At 68.1% G+C, this 16,792-nt stretch carries 17 protein-coding genes; 2 read left to right on the forward strand and 15 right to left on the reverse strand.

Features of this window, described 5'->3' with window-relative positions; translation table 11 throughout:
- Window positions 1-3: 3 nt before the first annotated feature.
- The 4 genes from B5X82_RS04390 to B5X82_RS04405 are packed head-to-tail and all read right to left on the reverse strand — an operon-like array spanning window position 4 to window position 5,362.
- Window positions 4-2,103, reverse strand: a complete 2,100-nt coding sequence (locus tag B5X82_RS04390) for a PQQ-dependent dehydrogenase, methanol/ethanol family (protein ID WP_079646896.1) — start codon at window positions 2,101-2,103, stop codon at window positions 4-6.
- On the reverse strand, window positions 2,100-2,927 hold the full coding sequence (locus B5X82_RS04395) for a helix-turn-helix transcriptional regulator (protein WP_079646898.1): 828 nt from the start codon (window positions 2,925-2,927) through the stop codon (window positions 2,100-2,102). The genes B5X82_RS04390 and B5X82_RS04395 overlap by 4 nt, the downstream gene beginning before the upstream one ends.
- A gap of 12 nt (window positions 2,928-2,939) precedes the next feature.
- A complete protein-coding gene (locus B5X82_RS04400; RefSeq protein WP_079646900.1) occupies window positions 2,940-4,130 on the reverse strand; it encodes an alpha/beta fold hydrolase in 1,191 nt (396 codons plus the stop codon).
- Between the two features lie 14 nt (window positions 4,131-4,144).
- The gene (locus B5X82_RS04405) at window positions 4,145-5,362 is read right to left on the reverse strand and encodes an FAD-dependent monooxygenase (protein WP_139385026.1); all 1,218 of its coding nucleotides are present in this window, start codon (window positions 5,360-5,362) and stop codon (window positions 4,145-4,147) included.
- A 162-nt stretch (window positions 5,363-5,524) separates the two neighbouring features.
- Here B5X82_RS04405 and B5X82_RS04410 point away from each other — a divergent pair, with 162 nt between their 5' ends.
- Entirely contained in the window at window positions 5,525-6,334 is an 810-nt protein-coding gene (locus tag B5X82_RS04410) for an IclR family transcriptional regulator (protein ID WP_079646902.1), read from the forward strand.
- 2 nt (window positions 6,335-6,336) lie between these two features.
- Here the strand turns inward: B5X82_RS04410 and B5X82_RS04415 are convergent, their stop codons facing one another.
- The gene (locus tag B5X82_RS04415; protein ID WP_079646903.1) at window positions 6,337-7,173 is read right to left on the reverse strand and encodes a fumarylacetoacetate hydrolase family protein; all 837 of its coding nucleotides are present in this window, start codon (window positions 7,171-7,173) and stop codon (window positions 6,337-6,339) included.
- 18 nt (window positions 7,174-7,191) lie between these two features.
- Window positions 7,192-8,190 carry a VOC family protein gene (locus B5X82_RS04420; RefSeq protein WP_079646904.1) on the reverse strand — a complete coding sequence of 333 codons (999 nt, stop codon included), beginning with the start codon at window positions 8,188-8,190 and terminating at the stop codon, window positions 7,192-7,194.
- 31 nt (window positions 8,191-8,221) lie between these two features.
- Here B5X82_RS04420 and B5X82_RS04425 point away from each other — a divergent pair, with 31 nt between their 5' ends.
- On the forward strand, window positions 8,222-8,776 hold the full coding sequence (locus tag B5X82_RS04425) for a carboxymuconolactone decarboxylase family protein (protein ID WP_176152462.1): 555 nt from the start codon (window positions 8,222-8,224) through the stop codon (window positions 8,774-8,776).
- 4 nt (window positions 8,777-8,780) lie between these two features.
- On the opposite strand, the gene B5X82_RS04430 is transcribed toward B5X82_RS04425, so the two are convergent.
- The 9 genes from B5X82_RS04430 to B5X82_RS04465 form a co-directional block, all read right to left on the reverse strand.
- Window positions 8,781-10,088, reverse strand: a complete 1,308-nt coding sequence (locus B5X82_RS04430; protein ID WP_079646906.1) for an LLM class flavin-dependent oxidoreductase — start codon at window positions 10,086-10,088, stop codon at window positions 8,781-8,783.
- 11 nt (window positions 10,089-10,099) lie between these two features.
- Window positions 10,100-11,032 (reverse strand): SMP-30/gluconolactonase/LRE family protein, encoded by a 933-nt coding sequence (locus B5X82_RS04435; RefSeq protein ID WP_079646907.1) that lies wholly within the window; start codon window positions 11,030-11,032, stop codon window positions 10,100-10,102.
- Window positions 11,033-11,151: 119 nt separating this feature from the next.
- Complete coding sequence (locus tag B5X82_RS04440; RefSeq protein WP_079646909.1) at window positions 11,152-12,027, reverse strand: amidohydrolase family protein; 876 nt, start codon at window positions 12,025-12,027, stop codon at window positions 11,152-11,154.
- Between the two features lie 17 nt (window positions 12,028-12,044).
- Window positions 12,045-12,266 (reverse strand): hypothetical protein, encoded by a 222-nt coding sequence (locus B5X82_RS26205; protein ID WP_125725242.1) that lies wholly within the window; start codon window positions 12,264-12,266, stop codon window positions 12,045-12,047.
- A 28-nt stretch (window positions 12,267-12,294) separates the two neighbouring features.
- Window positions 12,295-13,665: a hypothetical protein gene (locus B5X82_RS04445; RefSeq protein ID WP_079646911.1), complete on the reverse strand. Its 1,371-nt coding sequence runs from the start codon at window positions 13,663-13,665 to the stop codon at window positions 12,295-12,297.
- Between the two features lie 3 nt (window positions 13,666-13,668).
- On the reverse strand, window positions 13,669-14,208 hold the full coding sequence (locus tag B5X82_RS04450) for a flavin reductase family protein (protein WP_235862593.1): 540 nt from the start codon (window positions 14,206-14,208) through the stop codon (window positions 13,669-13,671).
- A 19-nt stretch (window positions 14,209-14,227) separates the two neighbouring features.
- Window positions 14,228-14,608 carry a carboxymuconolactone decarboxylase family protein gene (locus B5X82_RS04455; RefSeq protein WP_079646912.1) on the reverse strand — a complete coding sequence of 127 codons (381 nt, stop codon included), beginning with the start codon at window positions 14,606-14,608 and terminating at the stop codon, window positions 14,228-14,230.
- Window positions 14,609-14,628: 20 nt separating this feature from the next.
- Window positions 14,629-15,585: an alpha/beta hydrolase gene (locus tag B5X82_RS04460; protein ID WP_079646913.1), complete on the reverse strand. Its 957-nt coding sequence runs from the start codon at window positions 15,583-15,585 to the stop codon at window positions 14,629-14,631.
- Window positions 15,585-16,775: an LLM class flavin-dependent oxidoreductase gene (locus tag B5X82_RS04465; protein ID WP_079646914.1), complete on the reverse strand. Its 1,191-nt coding sequence runs from the start codon at window positions 16,773-16,775 to the stop codon at window positions 15,585-15,587. Before B5X82_RS04465 ends, B5X82_RS04460 begins: the two co-directional genes overlap by 1 nt.
- Window positions 16,776-16,792 lie beyond the last annotated feature (17 nt).

Here is a 16,792-nt window from a genome sequence, read left to right on the forward strand (position 1 = left end):
GTTCTACTGGTTGGCGACGATGGCGTCCCAGTCCTGATTGGCGCGACGGATCAGCCAGGCATGGATCGCCTTGGCGTCGTCCGGGCTGATGATGTCGGCGAAGCTGACCATGCCTTTCTCGCGCCGCTTGCCGCCGATCACGATGTCCATGAACTCGTCATGGGTGGCGGGCGACATCAGGCGCAGGTCCTTCACCCCGCCGCGCGCCTGCTCGCCATGGCAGGTCGCGCAATTGTCGGCATAGAGCTTCTCGCCACGCGCGATGGTCGCGGCGTCGGCCTTGCTGTCGGCGGGGCGGACCAGGCGGGCTCCCTCGTCGGCGAGCGGCGGCAGTTTCGCCGTGCCGCCCAGCCGAAAGACCAGCAGGCGCGGCGCCGAGAGCGGGAAGCCGAGCGACTTGGCCGTGGTCGAATGGGCGAGGCCGCCGCCCCAGCCGGCGTTGACCGCGACATATTGGACGCCGTCGACCATATAGCTGATCGGCGCCGCGATCGGCACTTGCTGGACCGGCGTTTCCCACAGCCTGTCGCCGGTGTCGGCGCGATAGGCGGCGAAGGTGCCGTTGACCGTCCCCTGAAAGACGAGATTGCCCGCCGTCGCGAGCAGCCCGCCGCTGCCGCGCTGCGGATAGGGGATGCGCCAGCGCTCCTTCTGCGCCACCGGGTCCCAGGCGGTCAGCCAGGTCTTGTTGTGCTGGGCGGCATATTCGGCGGCGGCCTTGCGGGTCAGCTCATAGCCGGTCGTAGACAAGGCGAGCTGGCTCATGTTCCCCGGCGTCTGTTTGAAGTCGGGATTGACCGAATAGGCCATGTACATCTCGGTCACCGGAAAATAGGCGAGGCCGGTCTTCGGGCTGTAGGCCATCGGGTTCCAGTTGTGCCCGCCGCCCGCCCCCGGGGTCAGCAGCACCGGCACCTCGCCATAGCGCGCCTCGGGATTGACGTTGGGCCGGCCGGTTTTCGGGTCGATGCCGTTGGCCCAGTTCATCGCGACATATGGCTCGGCCGAGATCAGCTCGCCGGTCGCCCGGTCGAGCACGTAGAAGAAGCCGTTCTTGGGCGCCTGCATGAGCACCTGGCGGATCCGGCCGCCGATCTTCAGGTCGGCCAGGATCATCGACTGGGTGGCGGTGAAGTCCCATTCGTCGCCGGGTGTCGTCTGGTAGTGCCAGACATAGTCGCCGGTCTTCGCCTTCAGCGCGACGATAGACGACAGGAACAGATTGTCGCCGCCGCCGGGGCTGCGATAGCGCTGTGCCCAGGGTCCGCCGTTGCCCACGCCGATATAGACGAGGTCGAGCTTGGGATCATAGACGATCGAGTCCCACACCGTGCCGCCGCCGCCGCGCTTCCACCATTCGCCCTTCCAGGTCTTGGCGGCCATCTCCAGCGCCTTGTTCTCCAGGCCCTTCGCCGGATCGCCGGGCACCGTGTGGAAGCGCCAGAGCTGCCTGCCGGTCTCCGCGTCGTAGGCGGTGACATAGCCGCGCGCCGCGCCTTCGGCGCCGGCATTGCCGATCAGCACCTTGCCGTCGAACACGCGCGGCGCGCCGGTGATCGTGTAGGGCCAGACGGGTTCGAGCGTGTTCACGCTCCACACCGGCCTGCCGGTCCTCGCATCGATGGCGATCAGACGGCCGTCGAGCGTGGCGATCAGTATCTTGCCCTTCCAGGCGGCCAGCCCGCGGCTGACGATGTCGCAGCAGGCGAGCCGCCCCTTGTCGCGATCGACCTTGGGATCGAAGCGCCACAATTCCCTGCCGGTCCTCGCGTCATAGGCGACGGTGACGTTCCACGGCTCGATATTGTAAAGCACGCCGTCGATCACGATCGGCGACGCCTCGACCCCACGATCGACGGGCAGGTCCGCATACCAGGCGAGGCCGAGGCGCGCGACATTGGCGGCGTCGATCTGGTCGAGCGGGCTGTAGCGCTGCTCGTCATAGGTGCGGCCAGGCCCCATCCACTCGCCGGGTGACCGGTCGGCGGCGATCATCCGAGCCTGGTCGACCCTCGCGGGCGAAAGCGGCGCGGTCGCGGCGACGCACGCTGCGGCGACCAGCATGCCGCCCGCCAACAGGGTCTTCCTCACGCGCGTCGTCATCCTCGATCCTCTCCCCTCGGCGCGTTCGCCGGCTCCGTCGCGCCCGGCGGCAGGCCCGCCATCAGGCGGCGATGCAGCCGCAGCAGCGCGCGCCGGTTGTCGATACCCAGCTTGCCATAGGCCCGCCGGCGATAGGTGACGACGCTGCCGTGCGAAAGCTGCTTGCGGCTGGCGATCTCCTCCTGGGTCTCGCCCAGCATCATCGCCGCCGAAATCTCCGCTTCCCGATTGCTCAGCCCGCATTGCAGCGCGAGCAGCGACTGCGCGAGCCCGGCCTCGTCCAGCATCGGGCCGCCCGCGGCGCTGGCGTGGGCATGGCGCTCGACCGCGGCCATCAGCAGCCCCGAATGCGTTTCGATCCGTTCGAGATCGACCGCCGAGAAGCCCCCGGCGCCGCCCAGCCGATAGCCGTTGGCGACGAAGGCGGGATGGCCCGCGCGGACGATCGAGACCCGTTCGGCGACGCCGCCACGCTCGTAGCAGGCGGCGCGCCATGCGGGGTCGGCGATCTCGGCGGCCGAGGTGCGGACCACCACCGGGGCGTTGCCGGCGGAACGGGTAAGCGCCGCGATCCGCCGATCGGATTTCCAGAAGGTGCGGATATAGTCGAGCGAGGCACGCATCGGGAAACCGGCATTGATCGGATGCCGTCCCTCGGCCAGCAGCAGCCGCAAGGGCTGGCGCCGGCTGCGGACGAACACCGAGCAGAGGTCGACGTCTGCCAGCACGTTCAGCGCGTCGAGCAGGCGTGCGGCGAAACCGTCGGTGCCGATCGCGCCGACCAGATCGGCCAGGGCCCGCATGATCGTCCGGTCGGTCGCCATGTCACGTCACGGTCATGCTTCGAGCAGCCCTTTGCGGCGACTCCAGTCGATCACCGTATCGATGCAACGGGCGAGCAGCTCGGGCTGGCCGAGATAATAATGGGTCGCACCCTTCAGGCTGACATATTCCTTGTCGGGGGTCGCCAGCGCGTCGCGGATCGCCGGATTGTGGGTCGACGGTACCGCCTCGTCGGCGGTGTTCTCGATCTGCAGCACGGGCGTCCGACGCACCTTGGCGGCATTCATCGGCCCCTTGGCGTTCGACAGGTCGTAGCTCCACTGGCTCAGCCAGGAGCGCAGGGTGGTATAGCGTGCCAGCCCGACCGGGCCGACGTTCACCGCGCGCGGATCGCCCATATAGGTCCAGCCCGGCCGCCGGTCCGACGGGTCGATCGCCGGGTCCAGCCAGCGCACGTCGCACATTGTGCGGTGGACGACGAAGGCGCGTTCCTGCTCGGGGGAGTCGATCGCCCGAAGGCGCTCGAGCGTCTCCTGCACCCAGGCGGTGATCCGCCGGTTACGCGCCACCTGCGCTGCGCGGAATCGGGCGACGAAGGCGGCGTCATAAGGCGGCTGGTGCGGGCAGTCGGGCGCATAGATGTCGAGCTCGGGATCGCGCCGGTCGGGATCCAGCTCGTCGATCACCGAGGGGTCGAGCCATTCGGTCATCGTCTCGGCACGCGACAGGTGCGCGGCGATGAAGATCACCCCGTCGGCCGGCCGCAGCCCGGCGGCGGTCAGGTCGACCGGGTCGCCGGCCGGTGTGTGGGTGATGTCGGGGTTCTCGGCCTGCGCCTGGTAGAAGAGCGACAGCGATCCGCCGCCCGACCAGCCGACCAGGATCACCTTCTCATAGCCGAGGTCGTCGCGTGCATGGGCTATCCACTTGCCCAGGTCGATCGCCACCTTCTCGAAGATCAGCGCGGTGTCGTTGCGCGGATAGCGGCTGGCGGCGCACAGCACGTCCAGCCCGGCGTCGGCCAGCGCCGTCGGCATCGGCAGCAGGTGCAGCACCGACGTCGGATGCATGAAGACGTAGACGGTGCGCGCGGTCGACGCCGGATCGCGTAGCAACTGTCCTTCGAGGTTCACATGACCCGAATTGCCGGCGAAGCCATAGGTCTCGTTGAAGCGGGGATTGTCCGCGAACGACACGATCAGCGGGGTGCGGGTCCAGTTTGTCCTGGTGCGGCCGTCGGCCATGGTCTGCCTCCGGATCAGGCCGCGGCGACCGCGCCGCCGTCGAGCGGCACGCTGGTCGCGTCGTAGCGGAACAGCCATTCATAGCGTTCCACCACCTTGTCGGCCGCCCATTGCGTGTCGACATAGATCTGCGCGCTCCCGGGGTCGGCCAGCGCCGGATTGTGGAACCGCTCGGTATTGGCATAGGCGCCGTTGACCGCACGGGTGGTGCGCGGGATGCGCATCCGCTGATAGCGGTCGAGCGCTTTTTCGACCGTGTCGAATTCCTCGAAGGCGCGCCCCAGGATGCAGGCGTCCTCCAGCGCCATCACCGCGCCCTGCGCCAGGAAGGGCAGCGAGGGATGGCAGGCGTCACCGAGCAGCGCGATGCGGCCGACAACCCAGTTCTGCATCGGCGGCCGCGCGATCAGCGCCCATTTGAACGGCTGCGGGATCGCCTCGATATAGGCGTGCACATCCGGGTGCCAGCCGGGGTAGTCGGCATGATATTCGGCGTTGCTGCCCGGCGTCGACCAGGACTCGACGGTCCAGTCCTGCCGTTCGATCACGCTGGTGAAGTTCATCAGCTCGCCGCGGCGGATCGGATAGTGGATCACATGGCCCCCCGGCCCGACCCAGTTGACGCCGACCGGCTTGACCAGCTCGGGCGGCAGCAGCTCCATCGGGATGACGCCGCGCCAGGCGACGATGCCGGTGAACTGCACCGGTCCCGATCCGAACAGCAGCTCGCGCATCCGCGAATGGACGCCGTCGGCGCCGATCACCACGTCGAAGCTGGCCGGGGCCTTGTCCGCGAAGGCGATCGTCACCCGGCTGTCGTTGCGCTCGACGGCGACGAAGCGGTGGTCGAGATGGACCGCATCGGGCTTGATCCGCTGCACCGCCTTCACGAGCAGCTGGTGCAGGTCGTTGCGGTGGACGGTGATATAGGGGAAGCCGTAGCGCTCGACGGATTCGACACCCAGGTCGAACAGCTTCCAGGTGTCGCCGGTGTTCCACAGGCGGATGTCCTTGCCCTGCGGCTCGAAGCTGATCGCCATCAGCTCCTTTTCGAGTCCCAGCGACGCCAGCACCCGCACGCCGTTGGGGCTGATCTGTAGTCCGGCCCCCACTTCCTGCAGCTCGGGAGCCTGTTCGTAGACGGAAACGTCGAACCCCCGGCGCAGCAGCGCCAGGGCGGCGGTCATCCCTCCGATCCCGCCGCCGACGATCCCGATCCCCAGATTTTTCATGAACGCGAGCACCCTTCCTATTTGTCTCGGCTATAATCATGACGAATGATGTTCGTCAATATCATACATCTTCAAACGTCCGGAGAGGCGGTGGGACGCGGTCCGGGGTGGACAGATGGCCGGGCCGGAGGCAGGAAGGCGTGGTAACGGCAGGTGGGGCAGATGGTGCAGGCAGCGGCGGGCGAAACCGAGCAATCCCGGAGGCGCGTCCAGTCGATCGAAGTCGGCTTCCGCGTGCTACGCGTGCTCCGCATGGCCGAAGGGGCGCTGCCCCTGCGCGAGATTGCGAGCCGGGCCGGCATGCCGCCCAGCAAGGTGCATCTCTACCTGGTCAGCTTCGTGCGCGAGGCGATGGCCTATCAGGACCCGAAGACCGGCCATTACGGCCTCGGCAGTTTCGCGATCCAGCTGGGGTTGGCGGCGATTCGCCAGCTCGACGTGGTCGAGCTCGCCTCCGACGTGATCGCCGACCTGCGCGACCGGACCGATTGCGCGATCTACGTCTCGCTCTGGGGCGATCGCGGGCCGTGCATCGTCGCCAAGGCGGACGGATCGCTGCAGGGTGCTTTCTCAGTCCGGCTCGGCTATGTCCTGCCGCTCACGACGACGGCGACCGGCCTCGTCTTCCTCGCCCACCTGCCGCCGGCCGAGGTGGAGAAGGCGCTGGCGATGCAGGCCGCGCTCGAAGGCGGCAGCAAGCAGACCCGCAAGCTCGGCAAGGCCGAGCTCGCCGCCACCATCGCGCGGGTCCGGCAGGATGGCTTCGCGTCGACGGTGGGTATGCTGCACCGCAATTTCGCGGGCATCTCGGCGCCGATCTTCGACTATAGCCAGAGCATCGCGGCGACGATGACGCTCCTCGGGCCGGCCGAATATATGCGCGACGAGAAGCAGCAGGAGCTGCGCGCACAGCTGCTCGAGGCGGCCGAGGGGGTCTCGCTCCGCCTCGGCGCGCCGGGGGCGGCGGCCTAGCTCTAGACGACCGGATTGGCGAGCAGGCCGACCGCCTCGATCTCGACCTCGACCCGGTCGCCAGGCTGAAGGAATATCTGCGGGTCGCGGCGGACGCCGACGCCGCCGGGCGTGCCGGTCAGGATCACGTCGCCCGGCGAGAGCGGGGTGAAGGTCGAGATATATTCGATCAGACGGGGCACGTCGAAGATCATGTCGCCCAGCCGGGCATCCTGCATAACCCGGCCGTTGAGGCGGCATTGGATGCGCAGCGGGGCGAGGTCGGCGATCTCGTCGCGCGTCACCAGCCAGGGGCCGAAGGGGCCGGTCGTCGGGAAGTTCTTGCCTGGCGTCATCTGGGTCGTGTGCTTCTGCCAGTCGCGGACGCTGACGTCGTTGTAGCAGGCATAGCCGGCGACATGCTCCATCGCCGCGGCGCGGGCGATGCGCCGGCCGGCCCGGCCGATCACGACGGCCAGCTCGGCCTCATAGTCGAGCATCCGCGTCTCGGGCGGACGCTCGATCGCCGCGCCATGGCCGATCTGCGCATCGGCGAAGCGGACGAACAGGGTGGGGTGGGCGACCTCGGGATTGTGGGTCTCAATGCGGTGCTCATGATAGTTGAGGCCGCAGCAGAGGATCTTCGCGGGGTCGGGGATCACGGGCAGTGGCCGCAGCGCGGCGGCCTCGACCAGCGGTGCGGAGGTGGCCGCTGCGCGCGCGGCGTCCAGTGCGTCGCGCTCCAGCAAGGCCTTGATCGAACCGATCCCCGGCAGGGCGTCGGTCATATCGCGGACGGCGTCCCTCTCGACGATGCCCCAGCCCTGCCGGCCGCCATGTTCGAAGCTCTGAAGTCTCATCGGTCGCTTTCCTCCGTCTCAGTCGTCGCCGCGCACGAAATCGGGCGCGCGCCTGCCCGCCGCCGCGGCGTCGAGCCGCAGGCGCAGTGCCTCGTCCCTTTTGTCCGGCGCGAGCCAGGAGCGTTCATGGCCCCAGAAGCTCGGCCCGAAATCGCATTCGAACGGCTGCCAGCGTTCCGGGTCGATCGACCGGCCGCCCCAGCCATATTCGATCATGAAGCCTGATGGGGAGCGCGCATAGAAGGAGGTCATATGATCGTTGCTGTGACGCCCGAGCGTGACGCCGATCCGGCCCTCGTCGAGCTGGGCGAGGTCATAGGCCTGGCCGACATCATCGAGCGAATCGAGCTCGACCATCAGATGATGGAAGCCATCGGCGCCGGTGCCGATCAGCGCGAAGCTGTGATGGCGGCTATTGAGATGGAAGAACCAGGCTGGAAAGGGACGCAGCGCATAATCGCTGAGCCGGAAGCCGAGCAGCCCGGTATAGAAGGGTATCACCGCCTCCGGCGATCGGGCGGTCAGCACGACATGGCCGAGGCCGAGCGGTCCGGTGCGGAAGCCGCTGATCGCGCGGCCGGGGACGAATGGGCTCGGCGCATCGGCCGCGCCGTGGAAGAATTCGAGCCGGTTGCCGAGCGGATCCTGCGCGACCAGCAGACCGGCGACGCGGCGGCGCTCGACCAGGTCGCGGTCGCCGGGCGCGACGGCATGGCCGGCGTCCGACAGCCGCGCGGCAAGGACGGCGAGCGCTTCGGCATCGGCGACCTCCCAGCCCATCACGGCGACCCGATCGCCCGCGCCGGCATCGACCAGGACGCGCGCCGCGCGCTCGTCGGTGCGCAGCACGAAGCTCCGGTTGCGGCGATCGGCCACCTGCATGCCAAGCAGTTCCGAGGCGAACCCCGCCCAGTCGTCGAGCCGCCGCGTCTCGATTCCGATATAGCCCAGTGACCGCAACAGGCCTCCCGCCCTTTCCTGGACTGCGGGCGGGCGATAGGGATGGTCATTCGCCATGATGGAACATCATTTGGTTAGAGGAGATGTGATGACCGGTCCGTCGAAGCCGCCGATCGGCCTTCCCGCCAGCCTGGAGGGCGCGACCCGCGAGCAGCGGCGGGTGGCCGAGCTGATCGCTTCGGGGCCGCGTGGATCGGTGCCCAGCCCGTTCCTTGCGATGCTCGATGCCCCCCCTCTGGCGGAGGCGATCCAGGCGGTCGGTGCGGTGCTGCGCTTCTCCTCGATCCTTCCCGATGCCGAGCGCGAGATAGCGATCCTTGCGACCGCAGGCGCGGTCCGCTGCGGCTATGAATGGAATTACCATGCGCCGATCGCACGGGCGGCAGGTGTTGCGGAGGCCGTGGTCGCGGCGACCCTGCCGGACGCCTTCGGGATGGAGGACGAACCCGCCGCTACCCTGATCAGGTTGTGTCGCCGTGTCGCCAGCGAGGGCGAGAGCGATCCGGACCTGCTCACCGCCGCGGTCGAGCGGTTCGGACGCGCCGGCGCGACCGAGATCGTCGCTATCGCCGGCTACTACCGACTGCTCGCCGGCTTCATCAAGGCGGGCGGGTTCGACCAGCCCTTCTCTCCTTTTCCCTGACGGATCAGGCCGAGCGGCGCTCGGGATCACCGGCGACGGGCGCCATCGGGTCCTCGGCGACCACGGCGACGCCGCCGCCGCGATCGGAACGCACGTTGACGAAGCTGCCTTCGTCCTTGCGCCGCAGACCGAAGCTGCGGACCTCCTCGATCTCGTCGATCGTCAACTCGGCCATGCGTGGCTTGCGGGCCAGCGCGCGCTCGATGTGGGGCGCCAGCTCCGCCTGTTTCTTCGCGAGCCGTTCCTCCTCACCCTGCTTCAGGCGCGGCATCGCGGTGGTCGCGAACAGCTCCAGCGATTCGCAGATATGCTGATGGTTGGCAGGCCCCGTCTGCTGGACGAAGATGATCTGGTCCACGCCAACGTCGGCATAGGCCTTGCAGTGGCGATAGACCTGCTCGGGGGTGCCGATGCCGCCATTGCCGTGATTGTCCTCGATCGACGCCTCGGCCTTCAGGAAATTCTCCCACACCGTCGAATGCCCGGGCTTGCCCTTGCCGAACGCGGCGTAGAAGCCGAGTGAATAGCCGAAATATTTGAAGCCCTGTGATCCCCGGCGGATCGCCTCCAGCTCGTTCTCGTGGACCGACAGCGCGGTGACGATCGCGAAATTGGCGTTCACCGCATGGCCGATCGGCACGCATTCGTCGGATCGGATGATGTCGTAATATTCCTGCACCCACTTGCCCGCCTGCTCGGGCGCGGCGAAGCCGAACACCAGAGCGCCCATGCCGTTGCGCGCCGCGTGGAGGATGGTGTCGCGGCGCGAGCAGGCGACCCACAGCGGCGGGTGCGGCGTCTGCAACGGCTTGGGAACGATGTTCCGGGTCGGCATCGAGAAATGCTCGCCCTCATAGCCCGGATAGGGATTCATCGTCAGCATGTTGGCGCATTGCTCGGTCGCTTCGCGCCACATGTCCTTCTTCAGGTCCGGATCGACGCCGAAACCTTCCAGCTCCATCGCCGTGCCGCTTTCGCCCGTGCCCCATTCGATGCGGCCGTTGGACAGCAGGTCGAGCGTCGCGATCCGCTCGGCGACGCGGGCGGGGTGGTTGATCCTGGGCGGCATCACCGCGATGCCGTGCCCCAACCGCATCCGCTTGGTCCGTTGGGTCAGCGCGCCGAGGAACACCTCGGGCGCCGAGCTGTGCGAATATTCCTCGAGGAAATGATGCTCGACGAGCCAAGCATAGTCATAGCCCAGCCGATCGGCCAGCTCGAGCTCGGTCAGCGCGTTGTGGAAGGTCTGGCGATCCTTCTCGGCGCTGAACGGGGCCGGTGACTGATGCTCGTAGAAAAGGCCGAACTGCATGGTCTGTCCTCTCAGGAAGTCGGGAGCGCGCCGCGCGGCACGGGGATGCCGGTCGTGGAGAGCCGGATGCGGTGGAGGCTGCGGGCGCCGGTGAAGTAGAGCGTGCGCCAGTCGGCATCGCCCCAGTTGAGGTTGGAGGCGCGGCCCTCGATCAGGATCGTGCCGAGATGCTCGCCCTGCGGGTTCAGGACCCAGATGCCGCCGGGGCCGGTGCAGTAGACGTTGCCGTCGACATCGACCTTCATCCCGTCGGGGCCGCCGGGCCGATCGTCGCCGCGCATGTCGCAGAACAGCCGCGCGCTGCCGAGGTCGAGCATGCCGTCGGCCTCGACGTCATAGGCCATGATCAGCATGCGGTGCCGGTTGCTGTCGTTGACGTAGAGGATCGTCTCGTCAGGCGAGAAGCACAGGCCGTTGGGGTTGATCAGGTCTCGGACGACCATGTTGATCCGTTGCAGGTCGGGCGAGACGCGGTAGACGCCGGCCACATCCAGCTCCGGCGGATGATCGATCGGCGTGAACGGGACCTTGGGCGGCGGATCGGTGAAGTAGATCGCGCCGTCCGATTTCACGACGACGTCGTTGGGCCGGTTGAGCTTCAGCCCGCGATACTTGTCGGCGACGACGGTGACGCTGCCGTCCTTCTCCTCGCGGTCGACGCGACGGCTGAAATGGTGGCAGACGACCAGCCGCCCCTCGCGGTCGAGGGTCTGGCCGTTGCCGTTCTGGGTGTCTTCCTTGTCGATGCTGATTCCCTGCTCGGGGTGCCAGCGCATCCGGCGGCTGTTGTGGATGTCGCTGAACAGCAGGTGGCCGTGCTCGGCGATCCACACCGGTCCTTCGGCCGGGCCGGTCGGGCCGCCGAAGCCGCGCCCCAGCTCCTCCGAGTCGGTTCCGGGCGGGATGATGGCGTCGAGCGCCGCACTGAGCCGTTCGATCGGCATGGCCGTGAATATTCCTCTCCGCTGTGTAAAATGACAGCTTAGCTGATAACAGCTTTGCTGCCATGTTGAACGGCGTTTGTAAAGGAATATTCGCCTGGCTGATAATATGGGAGTCTTGATCAGGCCGTCGGGGGTGTCCAGTTCAGGATGCGCATAGCCGTGCCGCCGAAGATCGCTGCCTTGGCGGCCTCGTCGATCTCATCGCTGTGCAGCAGCATGTCGCGGCTCTCGCTGTAGAGGCAGCCGCGGTTGCGCGAGGGGCCGCGCGCCTCGGCCATGCGCAGCCGCGTATAGTCGCTCGCCCAGAGCAGCCGGTCGGCGCCGAACGCGGCGATCACGCGGTGGAGGTTCGGCCAGGTGTCGGCGAAGGGATAGGCCTGCGCCGACAGCAGCGGGATGCCGCACAGCTTGACGTGGACGTTGGGAAGGTCGGCCAGCGCCAGCAGTCCGTCGAGCCGATCCCAGGGATCGTCGCGCGGCGGCGACACCGGATGCTGGCTGACGCCGAGATGATCGATGATCACGGTCAGGCCGGGGTGCCTTTCGATCAGCGGCCGCATCGCCGCTGCCTGCCCATGGGTCGACAGGAACAGCGGCAGGCCGACCCGCTCGGCTGCCTCGAACCCCGCGTCCATCCCGCCCGATATGAAGCCGGGCGACAGTTCGGTGGTGCGGAAATCGGTGACGAGCAGGCGGCCGGCGACCAGCCGGCCATCTCCGCGCGCGCGCTCGACGGCGGCGGCGAGGTCGGTGCCGGTCGCGGCGAAGGTCTCGACCCCGATGAAGCGGCCGGGATAGCGGGCGACGCAGGCGCCCACATAGGGCAGCGCCGCGACCACGAGTGCCGCGTCGACCCCGACGCTGTCCATCGCCTCGCGTGCGATCTCGACGTTGATCAGCAGCTTCGCCGCGTCGGGCAGGCCGTCGTCGACCGGCAGCGGTGGGTTCGGCTGGTGGATCTGGCCGTCGATGATCGGGAAGGGGGTGGTCTTCATGAAGGTCTTTCGAAGGGTCAGTGCGCCGGCATGGCGCGATAGATGGCGCGGCCGCAGGCGGCGCAGCTGATGTCCTCGGGAGGCTCGTGCCGGGCGGGCGCCGGGCCGGCATGCGCCTCGCCCGCGCAACAGGAGCAACTCGACGCTATGGTGAAGCGATCATATCGTTCGAGCATCGCCGCGCTCCACGGCGCCCCGCAGAAGGGGCAGGCGGGGCCGCTCGGTTCAGGGTCGGTCATTGCTCCCACTCGATGATTTGACGCGTGGTCAATGCAGCCGCGCTCGTCTGGAGATCATATAGACCTCGTCGTTGAACCACAGGCCGCCATGGCGTTGCAGCACGTCGCGGGTCGCTTCCAGATAATGGTCGTTGGACAGTGCGCCCGCCAGCCGTTCGTCGGTGATCTGGGCGACGTAGCTCGCCGCGTTCCATGCCGCGAACAGGGTCGAGCTGCCGATCGGCATGCCCTCGCTGATCTCGGTCGGCAGGGTGCGGACGTCATAGCGGAACAGCGTGCTTTCGGGGGCCATGTCGTGGAAATGATAGTCGCGCGCGGCGGGGCCCAGCTCCTCGGCCACCTGCCGCAGGATCGCTTCACCGTCGTCGCGAAAGGGCGCCTCGTCGGGCCAGATGCCGTTGATGATCTCCATGCCCGGGTCGCGGCCATGGCTATGGACGCCCATCAGCTTGCCGTTCGGGCGAAGCGCACGGACCAGTGGGGTGATCACCCGCGACGTCTTGAATTCGAGCGGTGCGCTCGCGCGGTAGGGCTGCGACGCCAGCACGAAGTCGAAATCCGCCTTGGCATAGCCGCGCCGCGGCACGATCGGATCGAGCATGAAGCCATGATCCTTGCGATAGAGGATCAGCACCGTCGGCGTCTTGTAGAGCGGGTTGCCGCTCGATCCGATCGTCGTCTGCCAGTTCTTCTGGAGAAAGGGTTCGAGCGCGGTGATCTGCTCCTCGAACTCGCCGGCCGAGGTGCCGTCGAGCGCGACTTCGTGCCACACCATCCGGCTCGCCGCCGCCGCGCTGTCGGGCTGGAGCAGCGGCGTCTCGGCATATTTGAGGTTGGTGAGGACGAGGACCGTCGCCGAATGCTCACGCAGCCGGTCGGGCATCTTCTCCAGGGTCAGCCGGATGTTCTCCATGCTGATCTCCTTGGCGACGACGTAGAAGGGTACCCATGGATGGCGGCGGTGCAGCCCGCGCAGCATGCGGGCGAGTGCGGTGCCGTCGCCCGCGCCGCCGTCGAGGAGGCGGATCGCCGGCGGGCTGGGCTGGGTCTCGCACAGCTCCTGTACCGCACGATCGGCGATGATCTGCTTCTCGGTCGTCGTGTTGACGAACATCAGATATTTCTGGCGGTTATCGTAGAAGCGGAAGGCGTGCTCGGGCCTCAGGCCCGCGCGCAGGCCCTTGATCCCCGATCGTAGCGCCTCGGCTGACGTGCCGCCCTGCTCCTCGATGAAGCGGTGGACCCGTTCGACCGTCTGCACCGTCACCCGCCCGCCCTGCTGGAGCCGCGCGACGAGCTTGCCGTCGTTGACCGCCAGCCGGCCGAAGGTCGATTGCGCCATCTTCATCCGGCGGCAGGCATGCTCGATCTGCTCGAGCAGCGCTTCGGTGTCGTCCATCGCCTATTGCCCCTCCGCCGTCAGGGCATCCGCGGCCGGGTGCGCGTAGTGGCCGTCGACATAGATCAGCGGGTCGATCTCGTCCGTTCCGATCTGCACTTCGGTTACCGTGCCCACGACGATGGTATGGGTGCCGTGGTCCATGTGTGTCGCATATTCACAGACGAAGCTCGCCTCGCAGCCGCGGAGATAGGGCGTGCCGCATGCGGCGGAATCCCACCGCCCCTCGCGGAACCGCCCCTCGCCGCGTTCCGCACCGCCGCATTGCTCCGATATGGCGTGCTGGTCGGCATGCAGGATGTTGACGCAGAAATTGGCGCCGCGCGTGATCGGGCCGTGGACCCCGGCCTGCCGATCGATGCAGACCAGCAGCGAGGGCGGGTCCATGCTAAGCTCGGTCACAGCGGTGGCGGTCTTTGCCCAGCGCCGTTCGCCGTCCCAGCAGGTGATCACCGCCACCGGCCGGCCCAGCCGGCGCAGGCCGATTTCCATCTGCTCCCGGAGGCTCCGGGCCGCCACCGCGATCGTGCAGGCCTCTCCCATCTTCCCGTCCTCTCCTGGCTCAATATGCGCCGGCGTCCTGCAACGCCTCGCGCACATGGCGCCAGGCGTCGGAGACCGAGGGCAGGCCGACATAGAGCGACGCATGGACCAGCAGCTCGCGCAACTCTTCCTTGGTCGCGCCGTTCGACACGGCGCCCTTCACATGGTTGCGGAGCTGGTCGGGCCGTGCCTGCCCCACCAGCATCGCGATCGTCAGCAGGCTGCGGGTCCGCCGGTCGAGGCCGGGGCGGCTCCATATGTCGCCGAAGCAATGGCGGGTGACGAGGTCCTGGAGCGGTTCCTGGAAATCGTCGGCGGCGTCGATGCTGCGCACCCCCGGCTCACCGAACATCTCCAGCCGCATTGCCCGGCCGCGATCGTAAAGCTCGTCCTGTTTCATATCTTCTCCTTCGATCGCGGTCAGTCGTCTCGCGGCGACAGCAGCGGCCGGATCGTCGCCGCCGCCCGCGCCAGTTCGTCGCGTACCGCCGCCGAGACGCCGGCGGCGCGCAGGAAACCGTGGATCATGCCGGGCGCGATCCGGTGCGACACTTCGACGCCGGCCATCCTCATTCGTTCCGCAAGCTCACCGGCCTCGGCGCAGAGCGGATCGAGCGCCGCGGCGACGATATGGGTGGGGGGCAGGCCGGCCAGGTCGGTGCGGTCGACGGGCGCCGGACCCTCGGCCAGTCCACCGCTCCCGGCGAACAGGCGGATATAGGCCTCGATCCGCGCCCTGTTCAGCAGCGGATCGGGCGCCGTCCGATAGGCGGGCCGGGCCGCGTCCATCGCGAAGGTGCCGTAGAAGAGCAGCAGCCCGGCGGGGATCGCCGCGCCCGCATCGCGCGCATTGGCGGCGCAGGCCAACGCCATCAGCGCGCCGGCGCTGTCGCCCGCGACGAGGATGCGCGCCGGATCGATAGCGAGGGTCGAGGCCTGGCGGATCAGCCAGCCATAGCCAGCGTCGCAATCGGCCTGCGCCTCGCGATAGGGCGCATCCGGCAGGCGGCGATAATGGACGCTGGCGACGACAGCGCCGCTTGCCTCCGCGAGCGCGGCGGTGGCGATGTCAAAGCTCGCGACGCTGCCCAGCGAAAAGCCGCCGCCGTGGAAATAGCAGATCGCCGGGCGGGGGCCGTCGCCGGCTGGATCATGGATGCGCAGCGCGATCTCGCGCCCGGGCGCGGCGATGGCGGTGTCGAAGCTGCGCACCGCCGGGCGGTATCCCTCGGCGAAGCGGTCGGCGAGCAGGTCGCCGGAGAGCCGCATCGCGGGCAGGCCGGATGCGGGCGGTGCGCCGCGGAACAGCTCGACATAGCGGGCGATCCCCTCTGCGAGCGGGGGCGGCCCATCCATCGCTGCCGCCGACTGCGCCATCAGCCGACCGCTTCGTAGCGCACGTCCAGCGGGATCTCGGCCAGCTCGGCGAGGCGGGGGGCCACCTCGCGCGCGACCAGGGTCAGGTTGTCGACCGTGTCGGCGTGATCGAGTTCACCGGCCTGACCCATCATCAGCAGATTGCCGAAGCCGCCGGTCTCCGCGTTGAACCGGACGAGCTGCTCGTACACCTCGTCGGGGGTACCCACGAACATCAGGCCCGCGTCCATATATTCCTCGATCGACCCATCGACCGGCACCGGCTTGCCGTTGCGCATCCGCGGCCGCATCGCCGTCGGACCGGCCTGGAGCATGCGGACATTGGCCTCGACCGGGTTGAATCCCCAGGGATTGCGGAACTGGGGATCGAGGCGGGCGGCGGTGGTGAAATAGCTCTTCATCGCCTCGGCGCGGCGGAAGGCGGTCGCGCGGTCGCCGGCACAGGCAACCACCGCCAGATAGGCGAGCCGGTCGAGCCCAGGCTGGCATCCGTGCGCCTCGGCATAAGCCTCGCGGTAGCCGGCGAAGACCGAGCGGGCGACCGCGCCCGACAGGAAGGTCGCGCAGGTATAGCCGAGCTTGCCGTAGCCCCGCGCGCTGCCGGCGCTCGACGCGGTCATCCAGATCGGCGGATGCGGCTGCCGGATCGGGCGCGGCCAGAGGCTGGCGGTGCGATAGTGGAAATGCTCGCCCTCCCAGGAGAAATTGTCGCCCTGATTGGTGAGCGCGGCGAGGATCAAGTCGTGCGCCTCCCAGAAGCGTTCCATGAACCCGGTCGGCTGGCGGTTGGACATGAACAGCTCATAGGCCGCACCCTTGACCAGCCCGACCTCGAGCCGTCCGCCCGACAGCGCGTCGACCATCGCGATCTCCTCCGCCACCCGCAGCGGGTTCGCGCGGTTGGCGAGCGGGATGCCGAGCGCCAGGAGCCGCGCCCGGCTGGTCTGCCGCGCGAGGATGGCGAGCGTGGTCATGCAGGAGGTCGACATGCAGGTCGCGGCGGCATGGTGCTCGTTGACCATGATGTTCAGGCCCAGCTCGTCGGCCAGCATATATTCGTCGAGATAGCGATTGAGCAGCCGCCCGGCCTCGTTCGGGTCGCAATGATGCTGGGGCAGGGTGACGCGCATCGCGCCGGGAAGCTGGAAGGCCGGATGATAGGCCTGTTCGGAGAATTGCCAGATGATCATGCCGTATCCGATCCTTG

This window comes from Rhizorhabdus histidinilytica (assembly GCF_900167915.1).
Lineage (GTDB): Bacteria > Pseudomonadota > Alphaproteobacteria > Sphingomonadales > Sphingomonadaceae > Rhizorhabdus > Rhizorhabdus histidinilytica.